Below are 16,070 nucleotides of genomic sequence, written 5' to 3'. Positions count from 1 at the left end.
TCCATGCACGCTTATCGTAGCCATTCTTGCGCTGAACTCACGTCTGCTGAGGTAGGACAAACTGTGCGTTTGTCTGGCTGGGTCAATCGGGTGCGCGACCATGGTGGCGTTCTTTTCATCGACTTGCGCGATCACTATGGCATGACGCAGGTTTTGTGTGATCCTGACAGCCCTGTGTTTGCTGATGTTGAGAAGGTGCGGAGCGAATGGTGCATCAGGATCGACGGTGAGGTGAAAGCCCGCGATGCGGATTTGGTGAACCCGAAGATCCCGACGGGACAGATCGAGGTTTTCATTCGCGATATGGAAGTTTTAGGCGCGTCGAAAGAGCTGCCTTTGATGGTCTTCGGCGATCAGGAGTATCCCGAAGAGACACGGTTGAAATACCGCTACCTCGACCTGCGCCGTGAGGCGATGCAAGAGAACATGAAGCTGCGGTCTGATGTTGTGGCTTCAATCCGCAAGCGGATGTGGGACAATGACTTCCGCGAGTATCAAACGCCGATTATTACTGCGTCTAGCCCCGAAGGTGCGCGGGATTTCTTGGTGCCTTCGCGTTTGCATCCGGGCAAGTTCTATGCGTTGCCGCAGGCGCCGCAGCAGTTCAAGCAGTTGATTATGGTTTCGGGTTACGACAAGTATTTCCAGATTGCGCCTTGTTTCCGGGATGAGGACCCGCGTGCAGACCGCTCGCCGACGGACTTCTACCAGCTCGACATGGAAATGTCGTTTGTTGAGCAGCAGGATGTGTTCGATACAATCGCGCCTGTGATTGCAGGTGTGTTCGAGGAGTTTGGCGGTGGCCGCAAGGTAGATGCGCCGGCAGAGTGGGAACAGATTTCGTACCGCGATGCTGCGCTTTGGTATGGGTCTGACAAGCCGGATTTGCGCAACCCTATTAAAATGCAAGTGGTCTCCGACCACTTCCGCGGTTCTGGCTTTGCGATTTTCGCAAAGCTGTTGGAGCAAGACGGCACCGAGGTGCGGGCAATTCCTGCGCCGACCGGGGGCAGCCGAAAGTTCTGTGACCGGATGAACGCCTATGCGCAGAAAGAAGGATTGCCCGGGATGGGCTATATCTTCTGGCGCGAAAAGACGGCGGATGCGGTGGCGCAGGAGCTGGGCATCACCGTGAAAGAAGCGCAGGCCAAGTTGAAGTCTGGTGAGGTTGAAGGCGGTATGGAAGCCGCTGGACCGCTCGCTAAGAACATTGGCCCAGAGCGGACGGAGGCCATTCGCCAGCAGCTGGGCCTTGGGTTGGGCGATGCGGCGTTCTTCCTAGGCGGCAAGCCGAAGACGTTTGAAGCGATTGCGGGTCGTGCGCGGAATGTGATTGGTGCGGAGCTGGGTCTGATTGATGAGGATCGCTTTGCCTTCGCATGGATCGTCGATTTCCCGATTTATGAACGCGACGAAGAGACTGGCGAGATTGATTTCGAACACAACCCATTTTCGATGCCGCAGGGCGGGATGGATGCGTTGAAGGGCGATCCTGAGGATGTTCTGGGCTACCAGTACGATTTGGCCTGTAACGGGTATGAGCTGGTCTCCGGCGCCATTCGGAACCACCGGCCTGAGATCATGTTCAAGGCGTTTGAGATCGCAGGTTATGGTGCTGATCAGGTCGAAAAGCGTTTTGGCGGCATGGTCAATGCGTTCCAATATGGCGCGCCGCCTCACGGCGGATGTGCAGCCGGGATCGACCGGATCGTAATGCTGCTAGCGGATGCGGAGAACATTCGTGAAGTCATCATGTTCCCGATGAACCAGCGGGCGGAAGACCTGATGATGGGTGCGCCGTCTGAGCCGATGAATGAGCAATTGCGCGAATTGCGACTGCGGGTACTGCCGCCTGAGGATTGATCCGGCGGGGTTTCGATTTTTTTGCAAAGATGATGCGAGCATTGGTCTGCCCCTAAGGGGCGGACTGGCCATATCGGGGTGTGTCGGACTTAGCTAGCTTTGTGCTAAGTGAGGTTGCTGGGAGTGAGCGATGGATAGGCCATTAGGGTTCGAGGTGCCGGAGTTCGAAGCGGTGCCTGAACCACTCGATCTTCATTTGGTTGGGGAATGGGCGGAGCTGAGGCCGTTGGATGCGGTTGGGGATGCACCCGGTTTGTGGTCACAAATGGCGGGGCATGATTGGCTTTGGGATTATCTGTTTGAGCCTGCGCCGCAGACTGAAACTGACTTTGCGGGCATTTTGGAGGATTTGCAGGCCAAGACGGACAAATTTGCCTATGTCATACGCGCAAAAGGGCAGGAAACGCCGCTTGGTTATGCTTGTTTCTGGACAACGGTGACTTCGATGGGCAGCAATGAGATTGGCAATGTGAACTTATCGCCAGCTTTGCAGCGAACACCCATTGCGACGGAGGGGTTTTATCTGATGACCGATTGGGTTTTTCAGAACGGCTACCGCCGAATGGAATGGAAGTGCAACGCGCTCAATGCGCCGTCGCGGCGGGCAGCGCAGCGGCTGGGGTTCAGCTTTGAAGGGGTGCTCCGCAACCACATGATCGTCAAAGGCCGCAACCGAGATACGGCTTGGTTTGCGATCACGGATCAGGATTGGGTCGGGCTGCGCGAGGCCTATGAGACATGGCTTTCACCTGAAAACTTTGACGCTGCAGGGGTACAACGTACGTCGCTTGCCGACCTCACCGCGCCCCATCTCTTCACGACTGATCCCACACTTACATAGGGGCCGCTGCAGCGAGGCGGGATTGGACCAAAGCGGTGAGTTTCGCGATGCCAATATCTGTTGGCGCACCTTGGTTCCGCAAATGTTTGAGTTGTGAAACGACTCTTTGCAATTCGGTATCTTCAACGCTTGCTGCGACGCCAGTGAGGAATTGGGTGATGTAATCGAGCGTCTCTGTTGAGCGACTGTTGCCAAGAACTTGGGCGGCATGGTTGAGGTCATCATGAAAGGCGATACGATCGGGGTCGACCATTTCCTCGCTCACCGCGCGGGGGGCGGGTGGCTGGCGGTCGCGCGGCAGGTGATCCAAGATCGCGGATTGAAATTCTGCGAGATTGGCGATGGGTTTGGCGAGGAAATGATCTGCACCAGCCTTTAGAAGCGCATCTTCCTGATCAGGATCGCCGCTGATCCCCAAAATAACATCCAATTTCGGGCTGCCTAGGCTGAGGTTTTGGATCAGATCCAAGCCTGATCCATCGGGCAATCCCACGTCCACGATGACGACCGATGGCCGATAGATGGCGAGGTGGCGGCGGGCGTTTGTGATGCTGTCCGCTCGGCGAATACGCGCGCCGGACTTGGTCGCCATCAGCCGGAACGCTTCACAAGCGAAACGGCTGTCTTCGACAACAAGGATCGTCACGCCCAATAAGGGACGTCGCGCGGTGGGTTGTTGGGCTGCGAGTAGGTCGTCCAGTTTGTCCATGGTGAGTCCCCTTTGAGTTGTGTGTTGTCAGTAGCAAACCATGCAAAGGCTGAATCACTGGTTAAGGACGCGGCGGAATATCGCAGAGGCTTGCGAAGCGATGGGACGGATTGCATAAGGCAAGCAACTTTGAAGGAGAGAAGACCATGATCGGCCGCTTGAACCACGTTGCAATCGCAGTACCGGATTTAGAAGCGGCTTCGGCTCAGTATCGAGGGGCTTTGGGCGCTGATGTAGGCGCGCCGCAAGATGAACCGGATCACGGGGTAACGGTTGTGTTTATCAACCTGCCGAACACCAAGATTGAGCTGCTCTATCCGTTGGGTGAGGACTCTCCGATTGCAAATTTCCTCGATAAGAACCCGTCGGGTGGCATTCATCACATTTGCTACGAAGTGGATGACATTCTGGCGGCGCGGGATAAGTTGAAAGCTGAAGGGGCGCGCGTACTTGGGTCGGGAGAGCCAAAGATCGGGGCCCATGGCAAGCCGGTGTTGTTCCTGCATCCGAAGGATTTCAACGGCTGTTTGGTGGAGCTGGAACAGGTCTAATGGGCATTACATCCGCACTCGTTCTTTATGCCGTCTGTTGGTTCATGGTGTTTTTCATCGTGTTGCCGCTGCGCATGGTCACGCAAGGGGACGAGGGCCAGATTGTACCGGGCACTCATGCGTCCGCACCTGCTGATCCTCAGTTGAAGCGCAAAGCCAAAATCACCACGCTTTGGGCGCTTGGGATCTGGGTGATCTTGGCGGCGATTATTTGGTCAGGCGTGATCACAGTGCGGGATATCGATTGGTTTAACCGGATGTCGCCGCCGTCCCGCTGATCCGGTGATAGAGGTGCGTGAAGGTTGCAGCACCTAGGATCGGGATGAAAAGGTTGATCAGCGGGATCGACAGCGGGAGAGCCATGAGGCAGCCTGCGAACCATATTTTTCCTGTATTTTGACGGCGCAGTTCTTTGGCGCCTTCGCGGCCTAAGCGTCGCATGGCAGCGACTTGGAAGTATTCGCGGCCGAGCAGGAAGCCGTTGAGTGCAAAAAAGATGAACACGGACAGAAACGGCACAACCGCGTAGATCGCAAAGGCGAGGACGTTGGCCGCGATCAGGATGCCGAGAAAGTTTACGGTGTCTTTGACCGAGTCATAGAACGGCGTTCGCGGGACAGCTGGCAGATATGGGTAGTGCATATCTTCGACGGCTTCTGCCACATCATCCAGAAAGAAAGATGTAATAGCAGAGGCGACGGGGATCATTAGGAACACTGAGAGGATCAGCATTAGGCCAAGGCTGCCCCAGCTGAGCAGATCGCCTAGCCATGAGACTGGGCCAATGATCGGCAGGGTAATGTCGCCTTCGAAGGTTGGGTTCATAAGCCAGAGGAACAGGCTGTAGACGGCGACGAGGAGGGCGATCGTGAGGCCGACACCGAGCCAGAGCACACGTCTGAAGCGTGGGTCTGCGAATTGACTGACCGCTTTGAAGAAATCGAGAAAGATCATTCCGTGACCCACGTGGTGATTTGATCCATGTTCGGGCGAGGCCGTTCTGGGGGTGTACTGGTTTCTGTGCCGAGGTGGATAAACCCCGCGATGGATTCTTGCGCTGCAAGACCGAGGTTTTCCTGCACGAAGGTCGCATCGTGGCTGGCCCAGCCGGACAGCCAATTCGCGCCCCAGCCCGCGGCGAGTGCTGCGTTTAAGAGGGCGAGGCAGGCGGCTCCGGCGGAATAGACCTGCTCGATTGGGAGAATTTTCTCAGACGGCTTTGGCGAGGTCACCACCGCAACGACGAGATCAGCGTTGCCGAATTGGGCGACGGCTTTGTCGATCTTTTCTGGCTCGATGGACAGTTCCGCACCGCGCGCAGGTATAGCATCGGCGAGGCGGGCAAGGGCGGCTTTTTCCAGAACGATAAAGCGCCAAGGTTCAAGTTTGCCGTGATCTGGTGTGCGGGCGGCGGCGACCAGCAATTTCTTGACGGTTTCCATGTCGGGGACAGGGGTGGTCAGCGTTTTTGCTGGGCGCGAGCGTCTGGTAAGCAAAAAATCTAGCGCGTCTGGGCTCGGCGTTGGCATGATCTGTCCCTTCATCTTGGTGCGCCAGAGATAAGGGTGGCGGTCTCTTGTCGCAAGGTTGGGATGTTAGGCGGCGGCCTTCGCAGGTCTATGCAAGAGCCACATGCCTCCGAGGATAAGCGCGGTTCCGAGGATGCGGATGGTGAGGTCACCAGGGACTCCGCGTATCATGTCGAGGAGGATGCCGAAGATCATCTGGCCTGCGATGATAAGCATCGTGGTTGAGACCGCACCGATCCGTGTGATGAGCCAGCTTGAGGCGGCGATGAAGATCACGCCGATGGGGCCACCGAGGTAGGCCCAGAGCGGGATGTTTTCGAGATCTCCTTCGAACAGGCCACCGAGTGCGAAGGCGGCGAGGGTTAGGAAGATCGCTCCGACGATGTGGTTCCAGAAGGAGGCCTCCATCGCTGAAGTCGACAGGCTCAGGCGACCGTTGAGTTGTCGGCTGAGGCCAATGAGAAGGCCTGCCGTGAAGGCCATAAGGACGAAGGGGATCATTGGCTACCTCCCATCAAGACGAGGAGCAGCGCGCCGGACAAGATCATGCCAAGTGCCGTGAGGTCTCGGGCACTGGGGCGTTTCTTCGGCAGGCCAAAGAGTCCGCGGATGTCTGCGAAGAGGCTGAACACAACTTGGCCTGCGAGGCCCAGCGCAATGGTGCCGGAGAGAGCGAGGCTGGTGTTGACGGTGGCCGAGGTGAGCATCACGGTGAATGCGCCACCAACGCCCGCGAGATAGGCCCAAAGCGGCGGGCGCAGTGGTTTGGCGCGTTTGGGTTTGAGTACAGCAAGGATGGCAAGGGCTGCGACAGTCCCTGTGACATGAGGGACCCACGAAGAGAACAAGAGAGTGCCGTAGACGGCCAAGGTGCCGTTAGTGAGCACCATGAGCGTCAGGAGCCCACCGGTAAGGAAGGCGATCAGGCTGTAGAGGGGGGCAGTTGTCATTTAGCTTGGCGCGTTATCAGAGTCCGAAGACGCAGCCCAGAGGTTGATATTGGCATCGCCGGCGATGCGATCGATTTCTTTTAACTCGCTGTCAGAGAATGCAAGATTTCTGGTGGCCGCGACGCAATCTGTGATCTGCTCAGGGCGGGAGGCCCCGATCAGGGCGGAGGTGATGCCGCCGTCGCGCAGAACCCAAGCGAGGGCCATTTGAGCAAGGCTTTGGCCGCGCGCTTCGGCGAGTGTGTTCAGTTCTTTCAATGCAGCAAGTGTTGCCTCGCTCAGTTGACCTTCCCAAAGCGATTTTCCCTGCGTCATCCTGCTGCCTTCGGGGATGCCGCTTAGGTATTTATTGCTCAAAAGACCTTGCGCGAGCGGAGTGAAAGCGATTGAGCCGATGCCGAGATCTTTCAGCGTGTCTTTGAGGCCATCGGTTTCGACCCAACGGTTGAGTATGTTGTAGCTGGGTTGGTGGACCCTGCATGGGGTGCCGAGGTCTTTGAGGATGGCAGCTGCTTCGCGGGTTTTGGCGGCGCTATAGGAGCTGATGCCGATGTAGAGCGCTTTGCCTGAGCGGACGATGTGATCCAGCGCGCCCATGGTTTCTTCGAGCGGGGTATCTGGGTCGAACCGGTGGGAATAGAATATGTCGACGTAGTCGAGCCCCATTCGTTTGAGGGACTGATCACAGGACGAGATGACATGCTTGCGCGATCCCCATTCGCCATAAGGCCCGTCCCACATGTCGTAGCCTGCTTTGGACGAGATGATCAATTCGTCGCGGTGGTGTTGAAAATCGGTGCGGAGGATTTCTCCGAACGCAGTTTCCGCGCTGCCATAGGGGGGACCGTAATTGTTGGCGAGGTCGAAATGTGTGATGCCCGCATCAAAGGCGGTTTGGCACATCGCGCGTTTCGTTTCATGCGGGGTGTCGCCGCCGAAGTTGTGCCATAAGCCCAGCGAAATGGCGGGAAGCTTCAAGCCGGATGCACCGCAGCGGCGGTAGGGCATTGAATCGTAGCGGGCGGCGTCGGGTGTGTATGGCATGGGGAGGCTCCTGTGATTTGCCCCGTCTATCCCCGTGTGGCGGCGTTTCCAAGGTAGCTTAGCTAAAGAGTAATGGAGAGCAACCTTGACCGAGCCGTCGGTTTGCGTCTCCAATGCCTTTGCCGAGTTATTGAAGGGGGAATGATGTCAAAGGGATATTTGATTGCGCATATTTGAGTGCAGGACGAAGAGGCGTTTGAGGAGTTCAAACAGATGTCCGGTGCTGCGATCAAGGCGCATAATGGCCGCGCCCTCGTGCGCAATCCAGCGCCGGATCATCGGGAAGGTGGGGCCGAAGGGCTTGCCATTGTGATCGAGTTTGAAAGCCTCGATGCGGCGCGGGCATTTTACGAAAGCGATGCCTATAGTGAGGCGCGCGCCGTGCGGGAGCGGATTTCTGATACGGATTTGATTTTGGTAGAAGGGCTTTAGTCGGTGTCTTTGGGCTTAGCTGCTCAGTTTTAGGAGGGATTTGAGATGGAATGGATTGTGTTTGGGTTTATGGGTGGGTTGGCTCTGATTGTCGCCTTCATTATCGGCTTTGCGTTATATCGTGTGAATTTTGGCAGCGATAAGGATGAGGCCAATCAAGGCCCCAACCTGCAGGGGACCAAAAACGATGCGATTAACACCCATGACAATATGAATAACTTCTAGACCAGACTTCGGATTTGGCGGTTAGGCCAAGAAGGAACTGATCACAAAGAAGATGACGCCTGACAGGAGTGCGGCAGCGGGCACCGTGATGATCCATGCGGAAATTATTGTCAGGAAGTGCGAGCGGCGTACTAACTTTCGACGACGGCGTTCTTCTTTGGAGTATTGAGGCCGGTTTGGCATCGCAAGGCGGGCCTTTTTGATCCGACGCTCTGCATCCCATTCACGAAAGAACCCAACGCCGAAGACAGCACCAACTGCGATATGGGTTGAGCTGACCGGTAGGCCGAGCCAGCTGGCAACGATTACAGTGATCGCGGCGGAGAGCGCGACGCAATAGGCGCGCATTGGATTCAGTTTGGTGATTTGCGCACCAACCATTCGGATCAGCTTTGGCCCGAACAGGAATAGGCCAAACGAAATGCCAAAAGCGCCGATGATCATCACCCAAAGTGGGATCGACACAGCTTGCAGGAAGTCCCCAGATTGGGAGGCTTGGACGATGGCGGCCAAGGGGCCGACGGCGTTTGCCACATCGTTGGCACCATGCGCGAAGCTAAGGAGTGCGGCTGAGACAACAAGTGGGATGCCGAAGAGCACCTTGAGAGATTTGTTTCGGTTCTCCAAGCCCTCAGATTGTTTGCGGATCACAGGGATCATGATGATCCAGATCAGAACGCCAATGGCCAACCCGATCATAAATGCGGTTGGCAAATCAATTTTCATGATCTTTTTGAGCCCCTTCAGGGCAAGATAAGATGCAAATGCACCTCCCATGATTCCCACCAGGACAGGCACCCATGTGCGCGCGGCGGCAATTTTGTCATCCCGATAGATGATGCGTGATTTGATCAGGGCAAGGAAGATGGCCGCGATGGCGCCGCCCAAAACAGGAGAAATCACCCAGCTTGCAGCGATTTTGCCCATGGTGGGCCAGTTGACGGCGGCAAATCCGGCAGCGGCGATCCCTGCGCCCATCACGCCTCCTACGACGGAGTGTGTGGTGGAAACAGGTGCGCCAACCCATGTGGCAAGGTTGACCCAAAGCGCCGCAGATAGCAGCGCAGACATCATAGCCCATATGAAAATCGGAGTAGTGCCCATGCTTTCGGGCGCAATGATGCCTTTGGCGATCGTCGACACAACGTCTCCGCCGGCGATCAATGCGCCGGCGCTTTCGAAGATCGCCGCGATCGCAATGGCGCCACCCATAGTGAGCGCGTTTGCTCCAACAGCTGGACCCATGTTGTTCGCCACGTCATTGGCACCGATGTTAAGTGCCATATAAGCGCCTAGACATGCGGCAATTACAACGATGAAGGTATTATTTGCTTCGCCAAAGAACAGCATTGCGGTGATCCCAGCGAGGACGACAAAAACTATCGATATCCCCAAACCAATGGTCGGCTTGGCAACAAGAGCAGTCGCAGTTTCTAGATTTGAAAAGCGCGCAAGATCGCGGTCAAGCGTCTCCAAATGGCGTGGATCGCCCTGCTGGTCTGACATCGATAGAATCCCCCCGGTTGGCAGCAACCTAGGGAATTGCCTAATAATTTAGCAACTTTTTTTAGGACTGTTCTTTTTGATTAAGAATAAGTCCTTTTAAGTCGGTTTCATCGACCAATTCAGCGGCTGTTTCCGCGTCAACCCACCTTTGCTGTCTCTCATCAGCTTCGGGATAGGCTTCGGACATGTCGGTGACAGCCACCGAAAAGACCAGGGTTTCGACGGGAATGGACAATCCATTGTCTCGACGTTTTTGGTAGGTGTAGGTACCGATAGGGTCCTTGGACGCCTTGCCATCTTTTACCCCGGCTTCTTCCCAGGCTTCGCGCAAGGCGGTTTCTTTCGAAGACAACCCTCGAATCGGCCAGCCTTTGGGGATGATCCAACGGCGGGTATCGCGGCTGGTGATCAACAGATATTCCCGCACGTCTTTTGCACCGCGATGGCATAATGCTGCAATCTGCAAATGTTTGGGGCGACGTAGAATTGGGCCTAGGACCTCGTCCCAGGCGGACTGAAGATGATGTAGCATTGCGAAACCGCTCAGATATTTTTTGTTTTATTTGATATAACTTAGTTGGTTTTTTGCTAAATTTCAAATCGGCGGTTCGTGAAAAGGCTTAAGGTAAGCTGATCTTGCTCATGCGACCGCCATCAATGGTCCAAATCTGGCCGGTGACAAAGCTCGCCTCTTCTGAGACCAGCCAACGGGCGAGGGCCGCGACCTCTTGCGGCGTTCCTGTTCGACCTACGGGATGAATGTGGCCGATGTCTTTGCGGAATTGATCGGGGTCGCCGAGGCTTTCGATGAATGCGGTATTGAGGTCGGTGTCGATCCAACCCGGGGCGATTGCGTTGCAGCGCACGCCGTCAGGGCCATGATCTACCGCCACGGCACGGGTCAGGGCGTGGAGGCCTCCCTTAGACGCACAATAGGCGGGATGGCGAGGGTTGGAGCCGAGACCTTCGATCGAGCCGATGTTCAGGATGCAGCCCTTTGACTCTATGAGATGAGGGAGGGCCGCTTTGGCCAGCATGGCCGGAGCAGTCAGATTGACTTGGATCGTTTTGGCCCAGGTTTCCGCATCCATTTCAAGGAGTGTGCCTTCGTACATAACGCCCGCGTTGTTGACGAGGATATCGAGGCGACCGAAGCGGCGGGTGGCTTCGGTGATGATGGCGTTGGGTGCGTCTGGGTCCGAGAGGTCGGCTTCGATGTAGTCGCGCGCACGATCGACCCCGCGCTGGGCGGTCAGAACGGTTGCCCCTGCCTCTTCCAAGGCTTCGGCGATTGCAGCGCCAATGCCACTACGACCGCCTGTCACAAGGGCAGCTTTTCCGGTCAGATCGATCATTTGACTGGTTTCCCACCGTTTGCCTCGATCAGCGCACCGCAGAGATAGCGGGCTTGATCAGAGGCGAGGAACAGCACGACATCAGCAATGTCTTCTGGTTCGGCGATGCGGCCCAGTGGAACTGAGGCGTTGAGGTCGGCAATCGCGCTTTTGGGATCAAAGCCGCGCGCTGCAAAGCCGCTGCGGAGCATGTCGGTGTTTACCTCATTTGGGCAAACGGCGTTTACGCGGATATTTTGATGGGCGTGGTCCATGCCCAAGCACTGTGTGAGAGAGGCGACTGCGGCTTTTGACATCACATAGAGGGGATGGTTGGGGCCGGGATGAACACCCCAGCAAGAGGCGACGTTGACAATAGCTCCACCCCCGGCGTTGGACATGAGCGGTATCGCGGCGCGACAAATGCGAAACGGGGCTTCGACGTTGATGGCCATCGTGCGCATGTAGTCGTCGTCAGTGGCCTCTGTGATAGGGCCGCGCGTGATGATGCCTGCGTTGTTTACCACGATGTCGAGGCCGCCCAATATATCTGCTGCTTTTTGAGGGAGCGTGTCGCAGTACGCGGGCTCTGTTAGATCGCCCAAGATCGTGTGATCGGCAGGCGTTTCAACGCGGTCAGCGCCAACCACTGTTGTACCATTTTCTTGCAGCCTTTGAACGATAGCGGATCCTATGCCGCCCGCGGCTCCTGTGACCAAAGCCGTTTTGCCGTTTAGATCGGTCATTAGTCCTCCAATTCAGCTGCAAATTAGGGTGATGGCGATTGAATTGCGCGTCATACTCATTGCCGACACGTAGATGTCGCGAAATGCGTGTTGACTCCTTTCTCGCACTGTCTATAAGCCGCGCATTCATTGGTGTTGGTGGTCCTCGTGAGAGGGTCCCTGTCGCCCCTGCAAAATCAGGGGAGAGGACAACGCCCTTCGAAAACTAAACGAAGGAGATCAGCAGATGACAAAAAGAACTGCTGCCAAATACAAAATTGACCGCCGGATGGGCGAAAACATCTGGGGTCGTCCAAAATCCCCAGTTAACCGTCGTGAATATGGCCCCGGCCAGCACGGTCAGCGCCGTAAGGGCAAGCTGTCTGACTTCGGTTTGCAGCTGCGCGCCAAACAGAAGCTGAAAGGCTACTATGGTGACCTGACAGAGAAACAGTTCCGCCGCATCTATGCGGAAGCTGAGCGTGTAAAAGGCGATACAGGTGAAAACCTCATCGGTCTGCTTGAGCGCCGTTTGGACGCTGTTGTTTATCGTGCGAAGTTCGTACCGACTGTTTTCGCAGCACGTCAGTTCGTGAACCATGGCCATGTGGAAGTGAACGGCAAGAAGGTGAACATCCCATCTTACCGCGTGAAAGAAGGCGACGTGATTTCTGTACGTCAGAAGTCCAAGCAGCTTGAGCTTGTTTTGGTTGCGTCTCAGCTGCCAGAGCGTGATGTGCCTGATTACATGGCTGTCGACCATTCCAAGATGTCTTGTGAGTTCGTTCGCACACCAGGTTTGGGCGATGTGCCTTATCCGGTCGCGATGGAACCAAACCTCGTGGTCGAATTCTACGCTAAGAACTAATCAGGTTCTTCAACCGAAATTCAAAAAGGCCGCGTCGAGGGATGCGGCCTTTTTCGTTGGCCACGTCATTTAGGCACCCTTTTGACGCACTAGGAATCAAACAGCCTCAAGGCTAGAAGAGGTCGAACAAGGAAAGATGCGATGGGATCGATGATCACACCACAGCCAGGCATAATGGAAATCGCTTTGTATCAAGGCGGTAAGTCAGAGATCGCAGGGCGTTCGGATGTTCTCAAGCTGAGCTCGAATGAGAACCCGCTTGGACCTCCGCCCTCTGCCATTGCCGCTATTACAGCGGCTGCGACGGAGACGCATCGATATCCAAGTACTGATCATGCGGGTTTGCGGGCGGCGATTTCCGATGTTTATGGGCTGGAAGCCGATCGGGTGATCTGTGGCGTGGGCTCAGACGAGGTGTTGCAGTTCATTTGTCAGGCCTTCACTGGCCCTGGCGATGAGATCATTCACACTGAGCATGGGTTTTCGATGTATCCAATCCTTGCCCATATGGCGGGGGCGACGCCGGTTCAGGTGGCGGAAGTGGATCGACAGGTGAGCGTCGATAACATTCTCGCCGCCGTGACGGAGCGCACGCGTGTTGTGATGCTGACAAACCCGGGTAACCCCACAGGGACGATCATTCCGGAAAGTGAGATCGAGCGTTTGGCCGATGGGCTGCCCAAGGGTGTGATCCTCGTGCTGGATTGTGCCTACATCGAATATGCCGCCGGTCATGACGGGGGTGAGGCTTTGGCGCGATCCCGTGAGAATGTGATCATGACCCGCACCTTTTCGAAGCTCTATGGTTTGGGTGGTTTGCGGATTGGCTTTGGCTATGGGCCGAAAGCCCTGATCGACGTGATGACCCGCATTCGCCAGCCGTATAACCTGTCGGTGGTGCAACTGGTGGCGGCAGAAGCGGCAGCGTTGGATTTGGAGTGGGCCAAGACTAGCGTTGAGATGAATGCCAGCGAACGCGCGCGTTTGACATGTGGTCTACGTCAGCAAGGGATTGCCTGTGACGATAGCCACACAAATTTTGTGTTGGCACGGTTCGCTGATGAGGGTGAAGCTGCGGCGATGGAAACGGCGTTTCAAGCTGCAGGCATCCTTGTGCGGAAGGTAGGGGGCTACGGCTTTCCTGAAGGCTTGCGGATCACCGTGGGTCGACCAGAAGACAATGACCGCGTGTTAGACGCCGTCGCCAAGTTTAAGGACGCGTCATGAGTGGTGTGATTTACGAGAAAGTAGCCCTAATCGGGCTTGGGTTGATAGCATCTTCGATCACCCATGCAGCGAAACGCACTGGTTTGGTTGGCGAATTCACCGGCTACGCCCGTAGTCAGGAGACTCGCGACACCGCGCGAGAGTTGGATTTGTGCACGGTATACGACACGGCGGCTGAGGCGGTCGAAGGGGCTGATTTGGTGATCTTGTGTGTGCCGGTTGGCGCGATGGGATCGGTGATGAAGGACATCGCCCCGCATCTGAAATCGGGCGCGACGCTCAGCGATGTAGGGTCGGTCAAACGCGCCGTGATTGAAGCTGTGGAGCCATATGTTCCTGAGGACGTGCATTTTGTGCCTGCGCACCCTTTGGCAGGGACAGAACACTCGGGACCACGTTCCGGCTTTGCGGAGCTTTTTGACAATCGGTGGAACATCGTTGTGCCGGCATCTGATTATACCGATCGTGATGCTGTGGAGCGGCTGAAGACCTTCTGGAAAGGTCTAGGCGCATTGGTGGATGAAATGGATGCGGATCACCATGATCTCGTATTGGCCGTCACCAGCCACACACCGCACCTGATCGCTTACACGATGGTAGGTGTTGCTGACGACCTTGCCCGCGTCACTGACACTGAAGTTGTCAATTACTCCGCTGCCGGTTTCAGGGATTTCACGCGGATTGCCGCGTCTGATCCAACAATGTGGCGGGATGTGTTTCTGACCAATAAAGATGCCACTTTGGAGATCCTTGGTCGGTTCACCGAAGAGCTGTTTGCCCTACAACGCGCGATCCGGACGGGTGATGGGGATCACTTGCACGATTATTTCACCCGCACCCGATCGATCCGGCGTGGGATCATCGAAGCCGGACAGGATACGGATGCGCCGAACTTTGGCCGGGGTCCTGCGAATACGTGAAACGGGTAGGCGCATATGTTTTAGCCATCTGCGCCGCGACCCTTGCGTTGGCGGAGGCGCCAGAACAATCGCCCCGCCCAACATCACGTGTAATTGCGACAAATGCGCCACCAGAAGTGACTTTGGATATTGTGCGTCCGGCCTTGCGACCGGATAGCGTTGCAGCTTACGCACCGCAGATTGCTTTGCCAGACGTGCAAGATCGACCGCGGTTGCGGCCGTATCTGCGGCCGGATTTGGAACGAGGGGCAGAGACGCGCCCGCAACGTCGGGCAGAGCAAAATCTCTTCGCCTTTAGTCCATACGCGATTTCAAGTTCCCTTGTGCCGACGTTGCGGCCACCTGCAATCCCTCAGCGCTTTGAACAGCAACGGCAGGCGCGGTTGCGGGGGCAGGTCTGTGGTGATCCGGATATCCAAGGTACGGATGTTGGCCGCGTGGAGGGTCGCGGGCGATGTGGCATCGACAGCGCGGTTCGGATCAAATCTGTCGCGGGCGTTCGGTTAAGCACTCAGGCTTTGATGGATTGCACCACGGCACGCGCACTAAAACGTTGGATTGAAACCGGTGCCCGTCCGGCCGTCGCCAACATCGGCGGAGGTATCAGGTCATTGCGGGTAGTTGCGCACTATGCGTGCCGCTTCCGCAATTCTGCATCGAGCGGTCGCTTGTCGGAGCATTCCTTTGGTCATGCCATCGATATCGCAGGTATTGGGTTGCAGAACGGCGATGAGATTACGTTGCTCACGGATTGGGGCGGTGGCGAGAAAGGGCGGGCATTGCGCCAGATGTGGCGGGCTGCTTGCGGTCCATTCGGGACAGTCTTGGGGCCTGAATCCAACAGATTCCACCGCGATCACTTCCATTTCGATACGGCGCGCTATCGGTCTGGATCGTTTTGTAGGTAGGCGAGCGTATGATTTCTTATGTGACGGTTGGTGTGGATGACATGGCTTTGGCAAAAGCGTTCTACAGCGCCTTTTTGCCGGACCTCGGCTACACGCTTGAAGAAGGACCGGAGGGTTTGAGTTGGGAATTGCCCGTCCCAAAAGGGCAAAAACCGATCTCACCCGATTTCTACGTCAAACCTACGTTTGACGGAAAGCCTGCATCGTCTGGAAACGGATCAATGGTTGCGTTCGAGGCCTCAGGTCAACAGCAAGTCCGAGATATTCATGCGGCGGCCCTTTCGGCAGGCGGGAGCAATGAAGGGTCTCCGGGGTTTCGAGACATCTACGGGCCAAGGTTTTTCGTGGGCTATCTGCGCGACCCGCCAGGAAACAAGATTGCGATCTTCTCCAGCAACCCGAATGAACCGGGGCGGGATGACTAGGTGAGGCTGTTTG

The 16,070-nt window shown here is 56.2% G+C and carries 21 protein-coding genes; 11 read left to right on the top strand and 10 right to left on the bottom strand.

Annotation, left to right across the window (positions count from 1 at the left end):
* Nucleotides 1-3: 3 nt before the first annotated feature.
* Both aspS and BUA85_RS06875 read left to right on the top strand, forming a co-directional pair.
* Entirely contained in the window at nucleotides 4-1,863 is a 1,860-nt protein-coding gene (aspS, locus tag BUA85_RS06880) for an aspartate--tRNA ligase (RefSeq protein ID WP_072900085.1), read from the top strand.
* Between the two features lie 130 nt (nucleotides 1,864-1,993).
* Nucleotides 1,994-2,704 (top strand): GNAT family N-acetyltransferase, encoded by a 711-nt coding sequence (locus tag BUA85_RS06875; protein WP_072900084.1) that lies wholly within the window; start codon nucleotides 1,994-1,996, stop codon nucleotides 2,702-2,704.
* Here the strand turns inward: BUA85_RS06875 and BUA85_RS06870 are convergent.
* Complete coding sequence (locus tag BUA85_RS06870; RefSeq protein ID WP_072900083.1) at nucleotides 2,697-3,413, bottom strand: response regulator; 717 nt, start codon at nucleotides 3,411-3,413, stop codon at nucleotides 2,697-2,699. The two genes, BUA85_RS06875 and BUA85_RS06870, sit on opposite strands and share 8 nt — an antisense overlap.
* Before the next feature lie 146 nt (nucleotides 3,414-3,559).
* Here BUA85_RS06870 and mce point away from each other — a divergent pair, with 146 nt between their 5' ends.
* Together mce and BUA85_RS06860 are read left to right on the top strand one after the other, a co-directional pair.
* The gene (gene mce / locus BUA85_RS06865; protein WP_072900082.1) at nucleotides 3,560-3,964 is read left to right on the top strand and encodes a methylmalonyl-CoA epimerase; all 405 of its coding nucleotides are present in this window, start codon (nucleotides 3,560-3,562) and stop codon (nucleotides 3,962-3,964) included.
* Nucleotides 3,964-4,242, top strand: a complete 279-nt coding sequence (locus BUA85_RS06860) for a DUF1467 family protein (protein ID WP_072900081.1) — start codon at nucleotides 3,964-3,966, stop codon at nucleotides 4,240-4,242. The genes mce and BUA85_RS06860 overlap by 1 nt, the downstream gene beginning before the upstream one ends.
* On the opposite strand, the gene BUA85_RS06855 is transcribed toward BUA85_RS06860, so the two are convergent.
* The 5 genes from BUA85_RS06855 to mgrA all read right to left on the bottom strand — a co-directional run bounded on the left by BUA85_RS06855 (nucleotide 4,214) and on the right by mgrA (nucleotide 7,487).
* Nucleotides 4,214-4,918: an EI24 domain-containing protein gene (locus BUA85_RS06855; protein ID WP_072900080.1), complete on the bottom strand. Its 705-nt coding sequence runs from the start codon at nucleotides 4,916-4,918 to the stop codon at nucleotides 4,214-4,216. The genes BUA85_RS06860 and BUA85_RS06855 overlap by 29 nt on opposite strands.
* Nucleotides 4,915-5,493: a nitroreductase family protein gene (locus BUA85_RS06850; RefSeq protein ID WP_072900457.1), complete on the bottom strand. Its 579-nt coding sequence runs from the start codon at nucleotides 5,491-5,493 to the stop codon at nucleotides 4,915-4,917. The genes BUA85_RS06855 and BUA85_RS06850 overlap by 4 nt, the downstream gene beginning before the upstream one ends.
* A gap of 66 nt (nucleotides 5,494-5,559) precedes the next feature.
* On the bottom strand, nucleotides 5,560-5,994 hold the full coding sequence (locus tag BUA85_RS06845) for a DMT family transporter (RefSeq protein WP_072900079.1): 435 nt from the start codon (nucleotides 5,992-5,994) through the stop codon (nucleotides 5,560-5,562).
* Nucleotides 5,991-6,443 carry a DMT family transporter gene (locus BUA85_RS06840; RefSeq protein ID WP_072900078.1) on the bottom strand — a complete coding sequence of 151 codons (453 nt, stop codon included), beginning with the start codon at nucleotides 6,441-6,443 and terminating at the stop codon, nucleotides 5,991-5,993. Before BUA85_RS06840 ends, BUA85_RS06845 begins: the two co-directional genes overlap by 4 nt.
* Nucleotides 6,444-7,487: an L-glyceraldehyde 3-phosphate reductase gene (gene mgrA, locus BUA85_RS06835; RefSeq protein WP_072900077.1), complete on the bottom strand. Its 1,044-nt coding sequence runs from the start codon at nucleotides 7,485-7,487 to the stop codon at nucleotides 6,444-6,446.
* 177 nt (nucleotides 7,488-7,664) lie between these two features.
* Here mgrA and BUA85_RS06830 point away from each other — a divergent pair, with 177 nt between their 5' ends.
* Both BUA85_RS06830 and BUA85_RS06825 read left to right on the top strand, forming a co-directional pair.
* On the top strand, nucleotides 7,665-7,919 hold the full coding sequence (locus tag BUA85_RS06830) for a DUF1330 domain-containing protein (protein ID WP_207548129.1): 255 nt from the start codon (nucleotides 7,665-7,667) through the stop codon (nucleotides 7,917-7,919).
* Nucleotides 7,920-7,964: 45 nt separating this feature from the next.
* Nucleotides 7,965-8,144, top strand: coding sequence for a hypothetical protein (locus BUA85_RS06825; RefSeq protein ID WP_072900076.1), 180 nt, complete (start codon nucleotides 7,965-7,967; stop codon nucleotides 8,142-8,144).
* Between the two features lie 21 nt (nucleotides 8,145-8,165).
* On the opposite strand, the gene BUA85_RS06820 is transcribed toward BUA85_RS06825, so the two are convergent.
* The 4 genes from BUA85_RS06820 to BUA85_RS06805 form a co-directional block, all read right to left on the bottom strand.
* The gene (locus BUA85_RS06820; protein WP_072900075.1) at nucleotides 8,166-9,650 is read right to left on the bottom strand and encodes an inorganic phosphate transporter; all 1,485 of its coding nucleotides are present in this window, start codon (nucleotides 9,648-9,650) and stop codon (nucleotides 8,166-8,168) included.
* A 61-nt stretch (nucleotides 9,651-9,711) separates the two neighbouring features.
* On the bottom strand, nucleotides 9,712-10,182 hold the full coding sequence (locus tag BUA85_RS06815) for an NUDIX hydrolase (RefSeq protein WP_072900074.1): 471 nt from the start codon (nucleotides 10,180-10,182) through the stop codon (nucleotides 9,712-9,714).
* Nucleotides 10,183-10,270: 88 nt separating this feature from the next.
* On the bottom strand, nucleotides 10,271-11,005 hold the full coding sequence (locus tag BUA85_RS06810; RefSeq protein WP_072900073.1) for an SDR family NAD(P)-dependent oxidoreductase: 735 nt from the start codon (nucleotides 11,003-11,005) through the stop codon (nucleotides 10,271-10,273).
* On the bottom strand, nucleotides 11,002-11,730 hold the full coding sequence (locus BUA85_RS06805) for an SDR family NAD(P)-dependent oxidoreductase (RefSeq protein ID WP_072900072.1): 729 nt from the start codon (nucleotides 11,728-11,730) through the stop codon (nucleotides 11,002-11,004). The genes BUA85_RS06810 and BUA85_RS06805 overlap by 4 nt, the downstream gene beginning before the upstream one ends.
* A 226-nt stretch (nucleotides 11,731-11,956) precedes the next feature.
* Between BUA85_RS06805 and rpsD the strand changes: the two genes are divergently transcribed.
* The 5 genes from rpsD to BUA85_RS06780 all read left to right on the top strand — a co-directional run bounded on the left by rpsD (nucleotide 11,957) and on the right by BUA85_RS06780 (nucleotide 16,057).
* On the top strand, nucleotides 11,957-12,577 hold the full coding sequence (gene rpsD, locus BUA85_RS06800) for a 30S ribosomal protein S4 (protein ID WP_072900071.1): 621 nt from the start codon (nucleotides 11,957-11,959) through the stop codon (nucleotides 12,575-12,577).
* Between the two features lie 141 nt (nucleotides 12,578-12,718).
* Entirely contained in the window at nucleotides 12,719-13,804 is a 1,086-nt protein-coding gene (hisC, locus tag BUA85_RS06795) for a histidinol-phosphate transaminase (protein ID WP_072900070.1), read from the top strand.
* Nucleotides 13,801-14,724, top strand: a complete 924-nt coding sequence (locus BUA85_RS06790) for a prephenate/arogenate dehydrogenase family protein (protein WP_072900069.1) — start codon at nucleotides 13,801-13,803, stop codon at nucleotides 14,722-14,724. The genes hisC and BUA85_RS06790 overlap by 4 nt, the downstream gene beginning before the upstream one ends.
* Nucleotides 14,721-15,632 carry an extensin-like domain-containing protein gene (locus tag BUA85_RS06785; RefSeq protein ID WP_072900068.1) on the top strand — a complete coding sequence of 304 codons (912 nt, stop codon included), beginning with the start codon at nucleotides 14,721-14,723 and terminating at the stop codon, nucleotides 15,630-15,632. The genes BUA85_RS06790 and BUA85_RS06785 overlap by 4 nt, the downstream gene beginning before the upstream one ends.
* Nucleotides 15,633-15,640: 8 nt before the next feature.
* On the top strand, nucleotides 15,641-16,057 hold the full coding sequence (locus tag BUA85_RS06780; protein WP_072900067.1) for a VOC family protein: 417 nt from the start codon (nucleotides 15,641-15,643) through the stop codon (nucleotides 16,055-16,057).
* The last annotated feature ends 13 nt before the right edge of the window (nucleotides 16,058-16,070 follow it).

Origin of the sequence: Cognatiyoonia sediminum (genome assembly GCF_900129845.1) — a bacterium.
Lineage (GTDB): Bacteria > Pseudomonadota > Alphaproteobacteria > Rhodobacterales > Rhodobacteraceae > Cognatiyoonia > Cognatiyoonia sediminum.
Note: the sequence above shows the minus strand (reverse complement) of the source record. Positions and strands in the feature narration are given on the sequence as shown.